Annotated in this window: 23 protein-coding genes; 20 read left to right on the forward strand and 3 right to left on the reverse strand. The window is 38.5% G+C overall.

Annotated features, from left to right (window positions below; all coding sequences use genetic code 11):
* The first annotated feature begins 8 nt into the window (after positions 1–8).
* The 11 genes from cybH to QFZ87_RS11820 all read left to right on the forward strand — a co-directional run bounded on the left by cybH (position 9) and on the right by QFZ87_RS11820 (position 9089).
* On the forward strand, positions 9–803 hold the full coding sequence (gene cybH, locus QFZ87_RS11770) for a Ni/Fe-hydrogenase, b-type cytochrome subunit (RefSeq protein ID WP_309861351.1): 795 nt from the start codon (positions 9–11) through the stop codon (positions 801–803).
* Entirely contained in the window at positions 793–1281 is a 489-nt protein-coding gene (locus tag QFZ87_RS11775) for a HyaD/HybD family hydrogenase maturation endopeptidase (protein ID WP_309861354.1), read from the forward strand. Before cybH ends, QFZ87_RS11775 begins: the two co-directional genes overlap by 11 nt.
* Positions 1278–1724, forward strand: coding sequence for a hypothetical protein (locus QFZ87_RS11780; RefSeq protein WP_309861357.1), 447 nt, complete (start codon positions 1278–1280; stop codon positions 1722–1724). Before QFZ87_RS11775 ends, QFZ87_RS11780 begins: the two co-directional genes overlap by 4 nt.
* Positions 1717–2076 carry a hydrogenase maturation nickel metallochaperone HypA/HybF gene (locus tag QFZ87_RS11785; protein ID WP_309861360.1) on the forward strand — a complete coding sequence of 120 codons (360 nt, stop codon included), beginning with the start codon at positions 1717–1719 and terminating at the stop codon, positions 2074–2076. Before QFZ87_RS11780 ends, QFZ87_RS11785 begins: the two co-directional genes overlap by 8 nt.
* On the forward strand, positions 2073–2732 hold the full coding sequence (gene hypB, locus QFZ87_RS11790) for a hydrogenase nickel incorporation protein HypB (RefSeq protein ID WP_309861363.1): 660 nt from the start codon (positions 2073–2075) through the stop codon (positions 2730–2732). Before QFZ87_RS11785 ends, hypB begins: the two co-directional genes overlap by 4 nt.
* On the forward strand, positions 2717–5008 hold the full coding sequence (hypF, locus tag QFZ87_RS11795; RefSeq protein WP_309861366.1) for a carbamoyltransferase HypF: 2292 nt from the start codon (positions 2717–2719) through the stop codon (positions 5006–5008). Before hypB ends, hypF begins: the two co-directional genes overlap by 16 nt.
* A complete protein-coding gene (locus QFZ87_RS11800; protein WP_309861369.1) occupies positions 4999–5235 on the forward strand; it encodes a HypC/HybG/HupF family hydrogenase formation chaperone in 237 nt (78 codons plus the stop codon). The genes hypF and QFZ87_RS11800 overlap by 10 nt, the downstream gene beginning before the upstream one ends.
* Positions 5207–6319 carry a hydrogenase formation protein HypD gene (gene hypD / locus QFZ87_RS11805; RefSeq protein WP_309861371.1) on the forward strand — a complete coding sequence of 371 codons (1113 nt, stop codon included), beginning with the start codon at positions 5207–5209 and terminating at the stop codon, positions 6317–6319. Before QFZ87_RS11800 ends, hypD begins: the two co-directional genes overlap by 29 nt.
* Positions 6319–7320: a hydrogenase expression/formation protein HypE gene (hypE, locus tag QFZ87_RS11810; RefSeq protein WP_309861375.1), complete on the forward strand. Its 1002-nt coding sequence runs from the start codon at positions 6319–6321 to the stop codon at positions 7318–7320. The genes hypD and hypE overlap by 1 nt, the downstream gene beginning before the upstream one ends.
* A 549-nt stretch (positions 7321–7869) precedes the next feature.
* Positions 7870–8121, forward strand: a complete 252-nt coding sequence (locus QFZ87_RS11815) for a DUF2535 family protein (RefSeq protein WP_308083488.1) — start codon at positions 7870–7872, stop codon at positions 8119–8121.
* Positions 8122–8246: 125 nt separating this feature from the next.
* Complete coding sequence (locus QFZ87_RS11820) at positions 8247–9089, forward strand: DegV family protein (protein ID WP_309861379.1); 843 nt, start codon at positions 8247–8249, stop codon at positions 9087–9089.
* Positions 9090–9126: 37 nt separating this feature from the next.
* Here the strand turns inward: QFZ87_RS11820 and QFZ87_RS11825 are convergent, their stop codons facing one another.
* Positions 9127–10017, reverse strand: coding sequence for an MBL fold metallo-hydrolase (locus tag QFZ87_RS11825; protein WP_309861381.1), 891 nt, complete (start codon positions 10015–10017; stop codon positions 9127–9129).
* A 186-nt stretch (positions 10018–10203) separates the two neighbouring features.
* Between QFZ87_RS11825 and QFZ87_RS11830 the strand changes: the two genes are divergently transcribed.
* The 6 genes from QFZ87_RS11830 (at position 10204) to QFZ87_RS11855 (ending at position 16172) form a co-directional block, all read left to right on the forward strand.
* Positions 10204–11724 carry a spore germination protein gene (locus QFZ87_RS11830; protein ID WP_309861384.1) on the forward strand — a complete coding sequence of 507 codons (1521 nt, stop codon included), beginning with the start codon at positions 10204–10206 and terminating at the stop codon, positions 11722–11724.
* A gap of 11 nt (positions 11725–11735) precedes the next feature.
* Positions 11736–12854 carry a GerAB/ArcD/ProY family transporter gene (locus QFZ87_RS11835; protein ID WP_309861387.1) on the forward strand — a complete coding sequence of 373 codons (1119 nt, stop codon included), beginning with the start codon at positions 11736–11738 and terminating at the stop codon, positions 12852–12854.
* Positions 12841–13992: a Ger(x)C family spore germination protein gene (locus QFZ87_RS11840; RefSeq protein ID WP_309861390.1), complete on the forward strand. Its 1152-nt coding sequence runs from the start codon at positions 12841–12843 to the stop codon at positions 13990–13992. Before QFZ87_RS11835 ends, QFZ87_RS11840 begins: the two co-directional genes overlap by 14 nt.
* A gap of 80 nt (positions 13993–14072) precedes the next feature.
* Entirely contained in the window at positions 14073–14651 is a 579-nt protein-coding gene (locus QFZ87_RS11845; RefSeq protein WP_309861392.1) for an SCO family protein, read from the forward strand.
* Positions 14652–14762: 111 nt separating this feature from the next.
* Positions 14763–15587, forward strand: a complete 825-nt coding sequence (locus QFZ87_RS11850; protein WP_309861395.1) for an SGNH/GDSL hydrolase family protein — start codon at positions 14763–14765, stop codon at positions 15585–15587.
* Positions 15588–15593: 6 nt separating this feature from the next.
* Entirely contained in the window at positions 15594–16172 is a 579-nt protein-coding gene (locus tag QFZ87_RS11855) for a YpmS family protein (protein ID WP_309861398.1), read from the forward strand.
* 34 nt (positions 16173–16206) lie between these two features.
* Here the strand turns inward: QFZ87_RS11855 and QFZ87_RS11860 are convergent, their stop codons facing one another.
* A complete protein-coding gene (locus QFZ87_RS11860) occupies positions 16207–16959 on the reverse strand; it encodes a DUF4397 domain-containing protein (RefSeq protein ID WP_309861401.1) in 753 nt (250 codons plus the stop codon).
* Positions 16960–17301: 342 nt separating this feature from the next.
* On the opposite strand from QFZ87_RS11860, the gene rsgA reads away from it, so the two are divergent.
* From rsgA to msrB, 3 genes are all read left to right on the forward strand, one after another.
* The gene (gene rsgA, locus QFZ87_RS11865; protein WP_309861404.1) at positions 17302–18369 is read left to right on the forward strand and encodes a ribosome small subunit-dependent GTPase A; all 1068 of its coding nucleotides are present in this window, start codon (positions 17302–17304) and stop codon (positions 18367–18369) included.
* 114 nt (positions 18370–18483) lie between these two features.
* On the forward strand, positions 18484–19026 hold the full coding sequence (gene msrA, locus QFZ87_RS11870) for a peptide-methionine (S)-S-oxide reductase MsrA (RefSeq protein ID WP_309861407.1): 543 nt from the start codon (positions 18484–18486) through the stop codon (positions 19024–19026).
* Positions 19010–19450 carry a peptide-methionine (R)-S-oxide reductase MsrB gene (gene msrB, locus QFZ87_RS11875; RefSeq protein ID WP_309861410.1) on the forward strand — a complete coding sequence of 147 codons (441 nt, stop codon included), beginning with the start codon at positions 19010–19012 and terminating at the stop codon, positions 19448–19450. The genes msrA and msrB overlap by 17 nt, the downstream gene beginning before the upstream one ends.
* Before the next feature lie 27 nt (positions 19451–19477).
* Here the strand turns inward: msrB and QFZ87_RS11880 are convergent, their stop codons facing one another.
* On the reverse strand, positions 19478–20071 hold the full coding sequence (locus QFZ87_RS11880; protein WP_309861413.1) for a DUF502 domain-containing protein: 594 nt from the start codon (positions 20069–20071) through the stop codon (positions 19478–19480).
* Positions 20072–20080 lie beyond the last annotated feature (9 nt).

Here is a 20080-nt window from a genome sequence, read left to right on the forward strand (position 1 = left end):
TGAAACAAATGGCCGCGCCAAACTTACCGACTCAAACGCCGGGGCCGTTCCCTGATAATCCGGTGATCAACAGCGAGAATTCGTTTCACACAGAAAGATCAATTGTCTATAAAGAAGTAAAAAATGAAGTCAGAGCCTATGTTTGGGAATTACCGGTGAGGATTTTTCACTGGTTAAATATGTTCGCCATCATTGTATTAATGGGAACGGGGATTTACATTGGTAAACCGTTTGCATCGGCTGGAATCCCAGAAGAGGCCTACTTTTCAAATTTGATGGGCTGGATGCGCTATATTCACTTTTTTGCTGCCTTCTTATTCGTAGTGAATCTTCTATTCCGTTTGTATTGGGTTGCTGTAGGGAATAAGTTTGCCACCTCTAATCCACTCAGATGGATATTTTGGAAGGAAGTTTTTGAAACTATTAAATTCTATTTATTTTTGAAAAATAAAAAGCCCCATTATGTTGGTCATAACCCGCTGGCACAATTAAGTTATTGGATCTTTATTGGACTTGGTTCCTGGATTGTCATGCTGACAGGATTTTATATGTACTTTGAACCGCAGCAAGAGTCATTTTGGGCAAAATTGTTTGTCTGGGTGCCGTATTTATTTGGTGGAGAGAGTTATACGCTTCGCTCGTGGCATCATCTAGCAGCATGGGGCTTTATGTTATTTACCCTTATACATGTATATATGGCTTTCCGCGATGACTATCTTGAGCGAAATGGATCCATCTCATCCATGATTACAGGCTACAAAACAACTACGAAGAAATCAGTAGGTGAAAAGGATGACAAATAGAAAGGTAGAATCAAAGATTACAATTCTAGGAATTGGCAACACCCTCTTTTCTGACGAGGGTGTTGGCATCCACCTTTTGCCTTTATTAGAGGAAGCACTAAAGGAAGTTGATCAGATAGAAATTATAGAGGGTTTAACTGATGGTATGAGACTTCTGGGTCCAGTGGAGGAAGCCGAAAATCTTATAATTATTGATGCCATCAATGCCGGGAAAGAGGGTGGCACAATTATCTCACTTGTTGGGGAGGAAATTCCGGCTTATTTTGGTATCAAGATGTCCATTCACCAATTAGGCTTCCAAGAGGTTTTGTTAGCGGCCAAAATGAGGGATCGTTATCCTAAGCAAATTGTTATGTTCGGCATGCAGCCAACGTCACTTGAATTAGGAGTAGAGTTAACGGAAACCAACCGACAGAAACTGGGTGAACTGGCAAATGCCGTGATTGAGCAGGTGCATAACTGGAGAAATGTCTCATGAGACGGGGGGATTTCATAAAGGAAATGGGCAGCAGTCTTTTCCAAACGGTGAAATCTGTTTATGAGCCTTTTATTAGTGAGGATTTGGAAAAAGTACAGTCAGCAGCAGATCGCGCTCTTGGGATTAGATGGGTTCCATTTATTAAAGAAAGTGAACTTTTTTCGGAGCTAGAATTGAAGTTTATAGGTGGGAAACCCGTAATAGTAATTTGGAATGGAACGAACATGCAGGCTATGGATGGAGTGTGTCCTGTATGTTCGAATATTATTATTCTAACAACACTATATTCAAGTGGAAAATGTTTGAATTGTCAAAAAGAATACAATTTTAAGACCCAGTCAGGTGAGTTACAGCTTGCTTCCTTTCCAATAAAACGGAAGAAAGATATATATTATTTAGGGTTTCAAAAGTATGAGAAGGAGTCAGGTGGGAGCCATGCATGAAATGTCATTGATGGGAGATATTCTTCAGCTGGTCCAGGAGGATGCATACGATAAAGGGATTCAGAAAATTGAAAAGGTGGAATTGATAGTCGGAGAAATCACAAATGCCATGCCAGATGCCTTACAGATGGCTTTTGATATTCTGAGAGATCAAAATCTTCATCTCTTCTCGGATAATGCTGAGCTTGTTATCCATCTTGAAGAGGCACAAGCCAGTTGTGTCATTTGTGGCATGGAATATAAACCGGACCAAAAAATTGCTCTTTGTCCAAATTGCCTCGTTCCTTCTGGAAAGGTACTAAGTGGGGAAACGTTTCAGGTATTATCATACGAAGGGAGTAATGCACAATGAAGGTTACTCTAAGAACGGACGTTTTAACAAATAACAATAAGGCTGCTGAATTCAACCGAGAGCTATTCCACAATACCAACACCTTGGTCATTAATTTAATGAGTTCTCCTGGAGCAGGGAAGACCACATTACTAGAGGAAACAGTCAGAGCATTATCTAAAAACTTTCGGATCGCAGTGATCGAAGGCGATTTGGCAACGGAAAGAGATGCGGACCGAATTCGTGCAATGGGTGCAAAAGCTGTCCAAATTAACACCCATGGTGGCTGTCACCTAGACGCACGTATGGTTGCGGCAACACTAGGTGAATTTGATTTAGATGAAATTGATATTCTCTTTATTGAAAATGTTGGTAATCTCGTTTGCCCTTCAGGCTACGACTTAGGACAGCATCATAAAGTGGCGGTTTTAAGTGTACCAGAAGGTAACGACAAAATACCCAAGTACCCACAAATGTTTATGAGAACAGAACTTGTGCTTTTAAATAAAATTGATTTACTCCCTTATTTGGACTTTAGTGTGGAGGAAGCAAGAAAAGATTTATCGGAAATAAACCCGGAATCAATATTAATTTCTCTCTCAGCCCGGACAAAAGAAGGACTGCATGAATGGTTTTCTTGGATTGAAGGAGCATACGAGCGATGCGTACTGCAGTAAAGATTGCCGTCCGTGGCAGAGTGCAGGGAGTTGGTTTTAGACCGTTCGTTTTTCAGCTAGCCGAGAAATATCAGTTGAGTGGGACCGTCCAAAATAATATGGATGGGGTGAAAATTTATCTTGAAGGAGACGCAGATCATATTAAGGCATTTCTATTTGCATTAAAAAATAACAAACCACGACTATCAATAATAAATGAGATTTTAGTAGAAGAAACAGTAGCGCAAAACATAGCAGACTTTACAATTATCCCAAGTGAACGCAGTGGGACATCAATGCTTGTTATTCCAATTGATTCAGCAGTTTGTGAGGATTGTCTCAATGAAATGAATGATCCGAATGATTTTCGCTACCAATATCCGTTAATTAACTGCACCCAATGCGGCCCTCGTTACACAATCATTAACGAGTTACCATATGACCGGCCCTATACTTCTATGAAGGACTTTCCTATGTGTGAGGATTGTCGGAGGGAATATGAAGACCCGACGAACCGGAGACATCATGCTCAGCCGATTGCTTGTCCAAAGTGCGGCCCTAGAGTATGGTTACTTGACCAAAGTGGAAAGCAAGTAGAGGTAGAGAATCCATTGGTAGAGACAGTGACGCTTTTAAAAGAAGGAAGGATAGTAGCCATTAAAGGGATAGGAGGCTATCATCTTTGCTGTGATGCAAGTAACGAGAAAGCGGTAGCCGAATTGCGAAGACGGAAAAAACGACCTTTACGTCCGCTGGCGATTATGGTTGCTTCGATATCAGAAGTAGAACATCTGGCAAAGTTGAATGAGGATGAATGTGAACTTTTGAAAAGTCCAGAAGCGCCTATTGTCGTGTTGAAGAAAAATGAACGGTACCAGTTGGCTGAAAGTGTAGCACCACGCATGAGTACGATTGGAGTGATGCTTCCGTATACACCACTTCATCACTTGTTATTTACTGAGCCTGAACTCTCTTGTCTCGTAATGACTAGTGCCAATCCATCAGGAATGCCCATCCTATATAAAGATGAGGAAGCCTTTCGATACTTGGAGGGAATAGCTGATTATTATCTTGTGCATAATCGGGAAATACTTCATCCGGTCGATGATTCAGTAGTCCAATTCAATGATGGTAAGCTCGACTTTCTGCGCAGGTCAAGAGGCTACGTGCCAGATCCTTTTACGACAAACCAAGATGTGACTGGAATCGTCACTTTTGGCGGTCAACAAAAGACCACTTTTACAATTGGTCGGAATGAGCAAATTTTTGTCGGTCCGCATATTGGTGAATTAGAAAACATCGAAACAATCAATCATTACAAACAAGAATTAGATCATCTTCTAAAGTGGATTGATATTCCTAAAAAACTGGCTGTGATCGATGCCCATCCTGGCTATCACATTCAGAAGCTAGTAAAAGAATATCCATTTGAAGAAGTAATGGAGGTTCAACATCATCACGCGCATATGGCAGCATGTATGGAAGAGCACCAAGTTAAGGGTGAGGCGTATGGAATCATTTTAGATGGAACCGGGTTTGGTCTCGACGGAAACATTTGGGGCTTTGAGGTTCTCTATGGGGATGCTCAAAGTTTTCAACGTATGGCCCATTTACACTATACTCCCCTTCCAGGAGGTGAAAAGTGTATTCGTGAGCCTTGGAGGAATGCAACGGCCATGCTTATTTCTCTGCTTGGTGCGGAGGGGGAAACGTTGGCAAAAACTATCTTCAATGATAAAAAAGCAGAGATTGATACCTTAAAAAAGATGATTGATCGTAATATAAATACGGTTTACGCTGGCACGTGCGGTAGACTCTTTGATTCTGTTAGTGCCTTATGTGGAGTGACTAAAATATCTAGTTATGACGGGGAAGCAGCCATTCAATTAGCAGAATTAGCTGATGAAAACAACAGTTTTGAGCCTTATTTATTTGACTTCGTTGAACAGGATGTACTAACCATTGATTTTTCAAAAATGTTGAAAGAGATCGCACTGCAAATTTTAGCAGAAAGAGACGTTTCACTCATTAGTGGAAGATTTCATGAAACAGTCGTGCAGGCGACGGTAGAAGTGATGGAGAAGTTGCTTGTTACAACCTCCAATGCTAATAAACAAGTTGTCCTTTCAGGTGGCAGCTTCCATAATCGGTTCTTAAGGAAGAGATTGACTTCAGAATTGATAGAAAGAGGGTTTGCTGTATTCGTACCAGAGCAGGTTCCGTGCAATGACGGTGGTTTATCATATGGGCAATTAGCGATTGCCAAGGCAAAAAGGAGTGCTGTGCAATGTGTGTAGGTGTACCGGCTAGAGTAGTGAAGAAAATGGAATACAGTGCAGTCGTAGATGTCATGGGTTCGCAGACAACCGTTGGAACGATATTTGTTCCCGAATTGGAGCTTGGAGATTATGTCATCGTACATGCTGGTCAGGCCATGAGTATTGTTGATGAAACGTATGCAAGACAGAGTGTGGAGGAGTGGAGGAAACTTGTCAATGCTCGAAATTCTGAAACAGTCCAATAATTCGGAGGTCTGTAAGCCACTTGTGGAGGCGGTTATAGAAAAAGCTAAGGAATTTCAGCGGAAATTTGGACGCAAGCCTGCTTTCATGGAGGTATGTGGATCGCACACCATGTCTCTAGCAAGAACAGGTGTGAAGCCATGTCTAAAGGATGAGGTCAACCTTATTTCCGGACCAGGCTGTCCTGTGTGTGTCACGGACCAACGTTCCATTGATGCCATGATCGCTCTGGCAGAAGGCGAAAATCGAATCATCTGTACCTTCGGTGACATGATGAGAGTTCCTGGCTCTAATAAAACATTACTGGATTCGAAGATTGCCGGTAAGGATATTCGTGTTCTTTATTCGCCCATAGATGCGGTGAAGGTAGCCGAAGACAAGCCGGATAAACAAGTTATTTTTCTAGGAGTAGGCTTTGAAACAACGATTCCTATCCTCACATTAATGGTGGGAGAAGCGGAAAAGCGCGGAATCGAGAATTTTTCGATTTGGATGACTACTAAACTAGTTGAACCAGTTCTCCGCTACTTGCTTGATGCTGGTGAAGTTCATTTGGATGGATTTTTGCTGCCAGGACATGTTTCGATTGTATTAGGTGAAGAATCATATCAGTATTTAGTTGATGAATATCAGATTTCAGGTGTGATTACTGGTTTTGAAACGGCAGAATTGCTGTCTGGAATTTACAAAAGCATTGATTTGGCATTAAAAGGAGAAACAGCCATAATCAATAACCACCCTTCTATTGTTAGTAAAACGGGAAATCAAGTGATTCAACAGTGGATGGATCAATACTTAATCAAGTGTGACGAAGCCTGGCGGGGAATCGGGGTTATTCCTAACAGCGGGCTGGACTTAAAACCTGAATACGATAAATATAACGCGAAAAAGAGGTTTACGGTAGAGGTTGGCGAACCAAGAAAAACGAAATGTCGCTGCGGTGAAGTCATTCGTGGATTAATTACGCCAAATGAATGTCCGCTTTTTGGTAAAGCCTGTAACCCGATGAAGCCAATCGGTCCGTGTATGGTTTCTGCAGAAGGAAGTTGTGCGGCTTTTTATCAATACATGAGGGAGAGCTTTTAATGGATCAATTTATCAGCCTAGCACATGGCGACGGCGGTGAGTTAAGCCACCGTTTAATCAAGGAAGTCTTCATTGAAGCATTTGGTGATGAGAATTCAGCTTTATTTGATGCAGCCTCAATGGACATAACAATCGGCAAAATTGCTGTGACAACCGACTCGTTTGTTATTAAGCCCATTTTCTTCCCAGGTGGCTCTATCGGTAAATTAGCCGTAGCAGGTACGGTTAATGATTTAGCTGTTAGTGGAGCGAAACCTTTATATTTAACCTGCGGATTTGTGATTGAGGAAGGGTTCCCTATTCCTGATTTAAAAAAAATAGTCAGTGACATGGCGAGTGAAGCACGGAGGACAGGAATTTCCATTGTTGCAGGAGATACGAAGGTAGTGGAACGCGGTAGCGCTGATGGAGTCTATATTAATACAACTGGGATTGGAATCTATGAGCCTAACAAAGGATGCAGTCTTGAATTTGAAGAAGGCGATGCCATTATTGTGTCAGGAACGATTGGAGATCATGGCATCGCTGTATTGGCCGCAAGGGGAGAGTTAGGGATATCATCGCCCGTAAATAGTGACTGTGCTAGCTTAAATACAATGTTAGCGGAAGTTCTTAACTCTACTTCCGGTGTACGAATCATGCGGGATCCAACTAGAGGTGGTCTAGCCACTACACTTGTTGAGATTGCAGAAGACTTTCATTTAACGATGAAAATTAATGAACTTAACCTTCCCGTAAAAGAAGAAGTGCACGGGGTTTGTGATTTACTAGGCTTCGATCCGCTGTATCTGGCCAATGAAGGAAAAGCCATTCTTATCGTTGCCGATCAAGAAAAAGAGAAAGTCTTAGATATTTTACGAGAATTCTCTGAGGGTAAGGATGCTGTAGTCATCGGTTCTATTTTGGGAAAAGAAAAAGGGCAGTTACTACTAGAAACTCCACTAGGATCCAAACGATTATTAACTAGATTATCAGGAACGATGTTTCCGAGAATATGCTAAAAGGTGCCCCCATACACTATTGTATGGGGGATTTTTTTATAATAAAAAGGTTAAAGAAAAATTTGATATTTAATATAAATAAAAAAATAATATTAATACCTTTCGCTGTTCTTTATTAAGTTGTATAATTTAAATGTAAGTTCTTTATAATGAACGAAAAAAACCAACAGGAGCCTATGTTATGTATAAAAAAAACTGTCCAAAATGCCACAAATCATCCTTCAGTAGCTGTGATTCCGGAACATGGATCTGTCCAACCTGCAACAATGATCTTACAATTTTCAATACTCAAGATGCAGAGACTCACAAACAAAGCAAGCCGCGATTATTTCTTATTAAAAATAGTAATCTACAAGAAAACCCACAATTAAACGCCCAAATTAAACCTTACACTTTCAAATCATTCGACTAGAAGCAGGACTTAATAATGGTCCTGTTTTTTGTTGCAAATCATTCACAAATATTTTTCACTGTAAGCAGAATTAGACACTTTTCGAGGCGGAAAAGGTGTATAATATAGTCAAACGGGTGAAAAAGAGGATTGATATTTTGTTATTCAAAAGCCTAGAGTTCAAAAATGTTGTTGGACAGAAGGTTAAAGTCATGGAAATTCCTGTATTGGAGGAAGATAGTACTTATAAATTTATGATCCAAGTCCGTTTACAGACGTTTTTAACGTCCATTAATCAGGAAAGCAAACCTAAGAGATGCTACTCCTTTAAAGATTACTTGAAAAAGGTCATGAAGTGGCCTGATTATGAACAACTATTCAAAGTTGGAGAATTAAAGAATAATGCATAGTTCCATTCGAGCATCGGAAACGGTGCTCTTTTATTTTTGCAGATATTTGAAAACAATGACTAATGGTTTCTTTCAATTGTTGAAACCTGTATAATACTAAACAGTAAGTGTAGGGATGTGACTGAATGAGTAAAATTAAAATTGTAACCGATTCAACATTAGATATCACACAAGAAATGGCAAAGAAACTAGGTATTATTGTTGTACCTTTATCCGTTACGATAAATGATGAAACCTATTTAGACCGGGTGGATATAGAGCCGGCTGAATTTATTGATAAGATGAGGAAGGCAAAAGAATTACCTAAAAGTTCCCAACCTGCCGCTGGTGTTTTTCTAGAGGTTTACGACGAGCTTGGGAAGGAAGGGTATGAAGTATTATCCATACATATGACAGGGAAAATGAGCGGTACAGTGCGGTCAGCTGAAAGTGCAGCACAAATGACAGATACCAAGGTAACGGTAGTCGATTCAAAGTTTATTTCTACCGCTCTAGCTTTTCAAGTAAAGGAAGCTGCTATTATGGCAGAGCAAGGGAAAGAAATGAATGAAATCTTATCCCGATTAGAAACAATCCAAGAACATACCAAACTATATATCATGGTGGATACGTTAGAAAACCTAGTTAAGGGTGGTAGAATCGGAAAAGGAAAGGCATTCATTGGCTCACTATTAAATATCAAACCGATTGCGTCACTTGAAGGGGCAGAATATACTCCGGTTACGAAGGTTCGCAGCCATTCTCAGGTCGTTAAATTTTTGGCCAAACAGTTTGCGGAAGATGTGAAGGGGAAAACGATTCGTGGTGTCGGTCTAGTCCATTCTGGTGCCCATGAACTTGCAGTAAAAGTAAAAGAGAGCATCTTCGATTTAACTGGATTCCAGGATGTTCAAATTGATTATACTGGTCCAACTATTAGTACACACACCGGTCCTGGTACAATAGCACTAATGTATTATTTTGAATAGAGGATTGAATAACAGGATGGTGCCTGACACCATCCTGTTATTTTTTACTGACTAACTCGAGAGAAGACTCCACAACTGTATAGCCTAGGCGGTGCAGATGTTTTCGAATTCCTCCGCGTTCCCAGGTTTTAAGGATCGAGTTTTGCAGCATTTTCTTTGGATAAAAGATACCGATATTTGTCAGTTCCTCAAAGTTCATGCCCTGTTTTATATATTGATCAATTACCTGGTCTCTTTTGTCGATGATGGCAAGGAATGTTTCCATAGCTTGATGAAACTCTTTTTTGTTGAAAATACCTTTCTGATGCCCAGTAATATACGTATCGGCATCAAGGGAAAGTAATCGTTTACCAGAGGCAATGAAATCCTCAATATTTCCATCACTGCCGTTATACCACGGACCAAAAGACGTCATGTCATAATCCCCAGCGAACACCACACCCAATTCAGGAAAATAAGGGCAAGATAAACCCATCGTATGCCCAGGGGTATGTAGAAATTGTACTTTTACGTCTCCAAATAAATAGGTTGTTTCATATTCATAGGTTCCTGAAATCTCGCCAAGGTTTTTAACCCATTCCTGTGGAAGTGTCTTTTTCCACTGCTCAACGCCTTCCTTGCCCCATTCCTGAAAAACTCCATTGACACTTGCTACACCCTCAATCGTTAATGAGGTCTCGTACTCAATGGGATTAATTAGTTTGGTTGCATCCCTAAACAAATGATTATGGAGAGTATGGTCAGGGTGGTAGTGGGTGTTAATGATTAGCTCCACACCATATTCCCTATCAAGTTCTAACAGTTGATTGGCATCGGCCCCACTATCGATTAACACTTTTTCAGGACAATCTATATAAAGACTTCTTGAAAAAGGAACTTTGCTATAATTTGGACCTTCCAGTATCATAATCGGACCAATTCGCTCCATTAAAATCACCTCTCAAAATAGAAAACTGTATCCTTGGTCAAATAAATACAATGAATGAATACTCATTCATTGTATCATATTGTCATTTGTAAAGAAACCACTATGCAAATAAAGGTATCCTTTTAATGGGTAAAAATAGGATTTTTGGTAAACCTAAAAAAAATAGTATTTATAAAGGTGCTGACAATGTTTAAGCGAAAATCCAAAAATAATCAGTCCGATGAATTTAAAAAGCATAGTTTTGATGTTGATGAATTGAAAGAGCAGTTAAACAATGAACTGGGAGCATGTTCAGATATTAACTTTCGAACCTTAAAAAAAGATGGTAAAAAAATTCTTGTTTCTTTCCTTAGTAGCCTGATTGATAAAACCAGTCTAGACGAATTTATTTTATTAGCTATTCAACAGCAAAAAGATTCAATGGATTGGACTACAGAAAATCTGGCACAGATTTTACCAATTGCTGAACTGCAAGCAGCCAATCAATTAAAGGAGGTCGTTTCTTCTTTAATTGAAGGTTATGCCTATATATATATTGATGGTGAGCCGTTCGGAATCCTCGCGAATGTCGGTACAACAGTAGAGAGATCTTTAGAAAAAGCGGAAACAGAATCGTTAGTCTATGGCCCAAAGATTTCTTTTACAGAGTCGCTAATAGGAAATTTAAATATCATTAGAAGTAACCTTAAGGACTCCGAGTTGTGTATGGAGGATATAACCATTGGAAGCAGGGTAAAAACACCTGGAAAGATTGTTTATATAAGAGATATCGCAGATGAAGAAAATATAAATACCTTCAAACAAAGAATTAATGACTTAGAGTTTGATTATATTCCAGATACCACCGTATTAGGGCAGTTGATTGAGGATAATAGTTGGACTGTATTTCCACAAATTATGTCCTCGGAGCTTCCAGACCGCGTATCCCTTTCATTAATGAGAGGGAAGGTAGCGGTCTTAATGGACAGGTCACCTGCGGCGATATATGGACCAACCCCATTTTTAAGCTTTTTTGAATCCACTGAAGACGTTTATATGCGCTGGAACATGGGGCTATTTTTAAGAATGCTGCGAATTGTTGCGATTTTTTTATCTGTGTTATTAACACCAGCATATGTAGCGGTTTTGACCTATCATTATGAGGTTATTCCATCTGCTTTGCTTGTTTCATTAGGGCAATCCAGAGCGAATGTTCCGTTTCCTCCTGTATTTGAAGCTTTGCTATTAGAATTTGTTATTGAACTCTTAAGAGAAGCTGGTGCTAGACTACCAACAAAAGTGGGTCAAACCATGGGTATCGTTGGTGGTATAGTCATCGGACAGGCTGCTGTTCAGGCGGGGTTTACGAGTAATATATTAATTATTATTATTGCCCTCAGTGCACTTGGGTCTTTTACTTCTCCAAGTTATATCATGGGTACCGCGATTCGAATGATTCGGTTCCCCATTATTCTGATAGCGGGTATATGGGGTGGTATTGGTATCATGCTGTCATTTTGCTTTTTTCTTATTCATTTGCTGAAACTGACTTCCTTAGGGAGTCCATATTTTATGCCAGTCTACCCGTTTCGTTGGAGGGACTTAGGATACAGTATCATTAAATTTCCCGTTCAATACTTGCCATTTAGGCCAGTATCCAATCATCCGGTAGATGGTAGTCGATTTAAAGAGAAAAAAGCAATAAAAAAGAAGGATGTAGATGAATAGGAGCGGTCAAGATGAAAGTGAATTTACATCCGAAAGAGGGACTGTTATTTGAAGCATTTCTTGTCATGTTTATTGTCCATGCCATCCAAACGGGAGTAGGTATAGTAGGACTTCCTAGAGTTGTTTATATGGAAGCAAAACATGATGCATGGCTCGCTGTCCTTCTCGGGGGGATTTTTACTGCATTTGTATTGGTCATGATGGTACATATGCTTGGTAAATATGACAGTGCCGATTTGTATGGTATCCATGTTGATGTTTTTGGTAAATGGATAGGTCATGCATTAAGTATTTTCTATATGCTGTATTTAAGCCTTAGTTTTTTTATTATCCTTATGAATTATATTGAAATTATCCAAGTTTGGATTTTTCCAGACCTACCCACCTGGCAAATTTCTTTAGTTTTAATCCTTCTGACTATTTATGCTGTAACTGGTGGTGTTCGTATAATTGTAGGAGTGGCCTTCCTATCCGTATTGGGGACCTTTTGGCTAAACTTTTTCATCACTGTACCTATTAGGTATTCCGATTTTAAACATCTTCTTCCCATAATAAACATTAATATGATGCAGCTAGTGAAGGGAATGTACAAAACCACACTCTCGCTCATGGGGTTTGAATTAATTATGTTTTTTTATCCTTATGTAAAAGACAAAAAGAAAGTCATGCTGTACACACAGATAGGAAATCTTTATACCACTGCCATATTTACTTTGATTACGTTAGTCTGTATTGCCTTTTTTTCAGAAAATGGATTAGCACGAACCATTTGGCCAGTATTATCGATGTTCAAGATTGTGAAACTGCCTAACTTAGAACGATTTGAATTTATTGCTGTTTCCTTCTGGATGTTAATTATTTTACCTAACATGTGCGGTTATTTATGGGCCGCATCTAAAGGCCTTAAACGAATCTTTCAATTGAAACAGAAAAAAGGGATTTGGATTATTGGACTTTTAGTATGGATAGGAACCTTTTTTATTAAAGCTCGATACCAAATGAATGTAGTAACTGATTACACGGCTAAGCTTGGATTCGTTGCAGCGTTCTGTTATCCAATACTCCTTTCAGTGATTGTTTCTGTGAAAAAGTGGCTTCAAAGGAGGAAGAACTCGAATGCAGAAGTGTAGCAGAAGTAAATTACTTTTATTACTAGCTTGTTGCATGACTATCATGACAGGATGTGTGGAACAAAAGCCACTTGAAAAGTTGGGTCTTATTACTACTGCCGGATACGATTTAGTAGGCAAGGATCAAATTAAAGGAATTGTAGTCGTACAAAAGTTTGATCCCATGGCACAATCAGCAACAAAGGTTATAAGTGCGATTTCGAAAACAAGCAAAGGATTAAGGCAAGCAGAAAATCTAAAATCAAACCAAAAACTGGTCTCAGGACAGCTTCGGTCAGTTGTTTATAGTAGAGAACTTGCTGAAAGAGGAATTATACAATTAGTTGATACGTTAAACCGTGATGCTGCTATTGGCAATATGGTATATTTAACAATTGCAGACCAAACAGCTGAGGAGATTATGAAAATTGACTATAGTAAAACAAATATTAACCTTGGCACATACATCTATAATTTAATCAAACAGAATGTCGAGGGAGAGCAAATTATCTCACCCACCTTACAAGAATTTAATCATAATTACTATGATATTGGTAAAGATCCCGTTCTTCCCATCTTAAAATTGCAAGGTGGGGACGTGGTTATTTCAGGCGTCGGACTATTCAGAGAGGATCGATTGGTTGATGAGCTGAAGCAATCGCAGCTATTCTTTTTGAAGATTTTAGTTGATAAATACAAAGCCGGAACACTGGAATTAGGCTTCAAAAAAGAGGAACTTCAAGATATTATACTAAAAGGTTTAGTACAAACCCCCTTGTATAATAAAATCTACCTCACCATTGATAATATAAGGAGCAAGTCTAAAATAAAATTGATTGACAAGCAGAACCTCAAATTCAAAGTGGAAATAAAATTAGATTCAAGGTTATTAGAGATGACAGAGCCACTAGATTTGGCGAAACCAACTACGGTAAAGCTACTAGAGAAAAAACTAAACAGAGCAATGGAAAAGCAAGTAGAGGATCTACTCTATCATCTAAGGGAACTAGATATTGATCCTATAGGTTTTGGGAATGAGTATGAAATACATTACAGAGGCCAGCAAATATCCAAAGAGAAATGGAGAGAACTATATAAAAAGGCTGAGTTTGATGTACAAGTAAAGAATAGGATTGAGAAAACAGGTATAATAGATTGAATAAACTCTTTCTCTTTTCACTTTTGTCTTTCTTTGTTAAACTATTCACGAAATGAATAGAAAAGGTTGCAGGTGATTAGATGAAGAATCGGTATTTGTTGTATTTTTTGATCGTTGGTATGCTTTTATTAGCCGGATGTGGAAAAAAAGAAATAGAAAATGCCGTTAATTGGCCTATTAAAGATTTTAGAGCGACTAGTCAGGAGCATAAGACGGTTGGATTAAAAGATTTAAAAGGTAAGGTTTGGATTTCAGATTTTATTTTTACAAGCTGTGCCGATGTCTGCCCGCCAATGACTGCTAATATGGCTAAATTACAAAAAATGGTAAAAGACAAAGGATTAGAAAACGTAGAGTTTGTTTCCTTCAGTGTCGATCCTTCAGTGGATAGTCCAGAAGCATTAAAGAACTATGCTACACAGTTCGGTGCCGATCTTAAAAACTGGACGCTACTAACGGGTTATTCTCAAGAGTTTATTGAAGAATTTGCTTTGAAGAACTATAAGGCTCTTGTAAAAAAACCGGAAGAAGGAAATCAAGTGATTCATGGAACCTCTATCTATTTGGTCGACCAAAAAGGGAATATTAAAAAGTCCTATAATGGCTACAAGAATGTCCCGTTTGAAGAAATAATTTCTGATATAAAATCGTTACAATAGACCAATGAAATGGTCTATTTTTTTTACCAAGAATAGGATATAGTGTAAATTTGTTTTGAATGATTTGGGTAGTGGTATAATAAAATTAGTTTAGAAAGCAGGTGAATAAAGATGAAAAAGTTTTTCACCGCTCTAATTCTCTCGATATTATTTTTAAGTTCATGTAGTCAATCTAACCCTTTAGAATTTCATCAAGAAAAGAAGGTAGCAGCACAGGTTTTTGAACAAATTCCTGCTGATTTTTATCCGCGTAAACTAACGATTGTTTCAGTAGGTGATTCCTTAACGAAAGGCATTGGGGATAGTACTGGTAAAGGTGGATACTTACCATATTTAGAGTCAATGCTAGAAAAAGAAAAAGGGATTCAAGAAGTTGATTTTTATAATTTTGGTGTAAAGGGTAATCGAACCACTCAACTTTTAAAAAGACTACAATCGCCGGAAATGAAATTAGCAATAAAGAAGGCTGATTTAGTCATTCTGACAATTGGCGGCAATGATATTATGAAAGTTGTAAAGGATCATTTCTCTAATCTTCAGGTTTCTGACTTTATGAAGGAAAGAGAAAATTATAAAGACCATTTAACTCAAATAATGGAGGCTATTGCACAAGAAAATCCGGATGCATCTATCGTTTTAGTTGGCCTATATAATCCATTCGCCAAATGGTTTTCAGATATTAAAGAGATGGATCAAATTGTTGCCGATTGGAACCAAACTGGTCAAATGGTTATTGCCAATTATCCTCGTGCATATTTTGTCCCAATTGAGGATGTGTTCTTAAATGCAGCCGAAGACCTTTTCTATACAGATAATTTCCATCCAAATAACAAAGGATATGAACTGATTGCACAAAGGTTGAATCAGACACTAGGAGAAAGTGTATTACCTGATCTGGAGAGGAACTCTTATACAGTCAGTACAGAGGAGAATTAGACATTTATGAAAAACAAGTGGAAGATTGGGTTCCTTCTCTTGTTAGGACTCAACTTATTAATCGCTATTATTATGTTATCTTTAATAATGATGCCAACGAGTAATAAGGAAAGAAGCAAACAAAAAGATTTAAAGGAGGATCATGTATCCTTCCATGTAAAATCAAATAAGAATGATCTTAATCGGTTAATCAATCATTACTTGAAGGAAGAAGCTGCTGATTCACCAATAGAGTACCAAGTCGTACTCGGGGATGAAGTCGAACTATATGGAACAATACCGTTTTTTAGTGAAGAATTAAATATGAAACTTACTTTTGTACCTGAAGCGTTAAAAAATGGCGATTTAGTTCTTAAACAAAAATCAATGGCGATTGGCCGATTACATTTACCAATTGCTTACGTATTATCATTCATTAGTGACAATTACAAGCTCCCAAGGGGAGTGGATATTCGTCCGGATGATCACTTGGTTTACGTTCATATGCAACAATTAAAGTTGAAAAGTGATTTGAAGATTAAAGCGGATAAGTTTGACCTAAAGAAAGATGATATCGCATTTACCATATTAGTTCCGGTGAAATAAGGGGGGCTGACTCATAGTCAGCCTCTCTATTTATTTAATCCTTCACGCTAATATAATGGATTTCAGGTTTCTCTTTGACTAACCCTAGAAAAATAATGGTGTAGCTTTCATTGGGTTTAAAAGAGACACTTGGCAAAGAAAGAACCACTTCTTTACTGCCCGCCTCCCTTACTTCAAGATCAACTGTCATGGGAGTTAAGCCTAAATATTCTGTTGCTTGTTTATAAGAGACTTTAGGGAAGATCACATCTCGGTCTTTTACGGCAATATCTAATGGGGGAGCATCTGGTGATAAATGGATAAAGCGCACCTTTGCTTCATTTAATGGTGTGGAAGGCTCATTTTGAAATACTAGCAGGCGTAATTTTTTTACAGAGTCTATAGCCGTTAATGTATAGGACTTTCCTGGCTCTACTGTTATTTTTTTATTTAAAACACTATCTACCATGTTCCCTGCTGGATAAATATCAATATGATATTTCCCTGCCTTTAAAGATAGTTCATTACTTACCTGTTTAAATGATAAGTCTCTGATTACTCGCTTCCCGTTAATATAAATATCTACATTGGGTGCGTCAGGAGAAGCATGAAGGATGCGTATTTTCGCCTCAGTTTGAGATAGAGGGGGAGGAGTCCGCATAAATTGCAAAGCTTTATTCATGTATTTTAGATGTTTGCCATAATAGTGCATGTGCAGGTTTGGGAGTGAATATTTATAGTGTTGTGCCAACAAATCATACATTGCCGCTCTTTGTAGATAATCGGTATAAGTTCTTTTTTCAGACATTCGTTTCAACTCCTATCTATTGGTTTACATGATAATTTATTCATGCTTATTTAGGTAGGTGTCTACCATCTCTTGTGGAATATTGAAAATTTTTCATTTTTTGTTTACAAATGGATAAGGTAAACATATACTTAAAATAATTACGATTGAAAGCGGGTGAAGTGCAATGTTAATTGAAAATAATCGTGGAACACATTATTATCTGAATATTGTTTGCACAGCCCAAAGAGGTTCGATTTAGGGAGATTTCTACCCTTTATTCCACTACGCGAGTAAAACCATGGGCTGTGAGTGCCTATGGTTTTTTATTATGTAAAAAATACTCTCGCTGGAGGAATTAAGATGAATTTAGTCACAATGGGATTAACAGATAAAGTAATCAATGATTTTGATCATGTTAAAACAAGTGAAGAATTAGTTCTGGGGCGTGTCGCACTTGAGCATAAGCACTTGTATCGAGTATGGACGGAGCAAGGTGAGTTGCTTTGTGAAGTATCGGGTAAATTTAGCTTTCAAGCTCAGAACCGTGAGGATTTCCCTGCTGTAGGAGATTGGGTCTGTTTGAAGCCTAGATATGCAGAAGAAAAGGGCACAATTATGGCCGTATTGCCACGAAAAAGTAAATTCTCAAGAAAATCTGCAGGTGACACAGCAGAAGAGCAGATAGTTGCTACAAATGTGGATACGGTATTTTTAGTTAATTCATTAAATGAAAATCTAAATCTAAGAAGAATCGAACGGTATTTATTGTTATCGTGGGAAAGTGGAGCAACACCGGTAATTGTTTTAAGCAAAGCTGATCTTTGTTCAGACATCCATGGGAAACTTAATGAAGTGGAAGCTATTGCGTTGGGCGCTGTACCTGTTATTCCAATCAGCTCAGAAACGAGTCTTGGACTTGCTAGCTTAGAGCCCTACCTGAAACCAGGAAAAACAATTGCCCTGCTTGGGTCATCAGGAGTAGGGAAATCGACGTTAACTAACAGGTTACTAGGGAAAGAAAAGCAACTGGTACAGGAAATAAGGCTGGGTGATGATAAAGGAAGACATACGACAACCCATAGAGAGATGATCCTTTTACCGAATGGCTGTGTACTCATCGATACTCCTGGCATGAGAGAATTACAGCTCTGGGAAAGTTCAGAGGGCTTATCTGAAACCTTTTCGGAAATTGAGAAATTGGCTGGACAATGCCGCTTCCGTGATTGTCAACATAAGGATGAACCAGGCTGTGCTGTAGTAAGGGCTATAGAAGATGGGGACGTTTCGATTGAAAGGTTAACTAGCTATAATAAGCTGCAAAAAGAACTGGCTTATATTGAGAGAAGAACGGATAAACGAGCTCAGGCAGAAGTACGAAAACAATGGAAAAACATTAATAAACAAATCAAGCAACGAAAGAGCAGATAGAAACGAAGAGGCTGAGAATCAGCCTCTTTTTGTTTCAGTCAGCAGATTTTATTTTTGAATTAATTTTCTATATACTTATAATACAAACTAAAAGCATCAGAAGGGGTGGGATTAATGGAAAACAAATATGAACTTGCCACATTTGCCGGTGGCTGTTTTTGGTGTATGGTAAAACCCTTTGATGAACAGCCTGGAATTAAAAGTGCTATTTCCGGATATACGGGAGGTTCTGTAGAAAATCCTACTTATCAGCAAGTATGCACGGATACAACAGGTCATTATGAAGCTGTACAAATAACATTTGATCCCGAGGTTTTTCCATATGAAAAATTACTCGAATTATTTTGGCAGCAAATTGATCCAACAGACCCTGGTGGTCAATTTTATGACCGCGGACAATCGTATCAAACGGCGATTTTTTACCATAACGAAATGCAAAAAAAACTGGCTGAAGAATCCAAGAAAGCCTTGCAGGAAAGTGGTAGGTTTAGTAAACCAATTGTTACTCCACTATTGCCTGCCAAGACCTTTTATCCGGCTGAAGAATACCATCAGCAGTATTATAAGAAAAATCGCGCTCATTATGAGTCCTATCAAATAGGCTCGGGTAGGGCGGGTTTTATCCAAAAGCATTGGGGAGATGAAAGTGATAAATAAGGATAAGCTAAAACAGGAATTAACTCCAATTCAATATGAAGTAACACAAAATAATGGGACAGAGCCTCCCTTCAGAAATGAGTATTGGAATGAAGCTAGAGACGGAATTTATGTGGACCTAGTTTCTGGTAAGCCTTTATTTAGCTCATTAGATAAGTTTGATGCAGGATGTGGCTGGCCAAGTTTTACGAAGCCAATCCAAGAGGAAGAAGTCGTAGAGAAATCTGATCTCAGCCATTTTATGGTTCGGACGGAAGTCAGAAGTAAAACTGCTGACTCCCATTTAGGCCATGTGTTTGATGACGGACCCCATCCAACAGGCTTACGGTACTGTATAAACTCGGCCGCTTTAAGGTTTATACCAAAGGAAAAACTTGAAGAGGAAGGGTACGGGGAATTCGTAAAACTATTTGAAGAAAAATAATAAAGCCGCTCAGTTGAGCGGCTTTTATTATTCTTTTCCCTTTTGTTTCGATGTAGAGGTCATTCCCCCAGAGAGGATAAACTTCATTGCATCCTCAGGCTTAACATCGATAATCTCCACCTGGTCCTTTGGAATAAGGAAGGTAAATCCAGCTACCTGAAAGGTTTGGGGGATATAGACTGCCACATGATCCTTTAGAGGACTATAAAAATCCTCTACCTGTTCGGAAGTTATAAAACCCATACTCCGCATGTCAGTTCCGGGAATGACCACAAGTGCAACCTTGGAGAAAGCTTTCTTGTCACCAAGAAAGGATTGGACAGTATCTTTTATAACTGAATAAATGGTTTTCACAATTGGGATTCTTTCCAGTAGATGATCAATTAGTTTGATGATCTTGCTCGTTATAAATTTGGTTGACAGCCAGCCTAATAGGGTAATTAAGATGATGGTGGTTAGTAATCCGAAACCAGGAATATAATCTTCCTTTAAAAAAGGTTTCAAGCTATTGCCAAGTAATCCGTCTAAAAAGAGAAATGTCTTATAAATAACATAGAAAACGAGAATAATTGGAACAATCGTTAAAATCCCATTAATAAAACTTTTAATCATTGATTTCATGGTTTCACC

Source organism: Bacillus sp. SLBN-46 (assembly GCF_031453555.1).
Classification (GTDB): domain Bacteria; phylum Bacillota; class Bacilli; order Bacillales; family Cytobacillaceae; genus Neobacillus.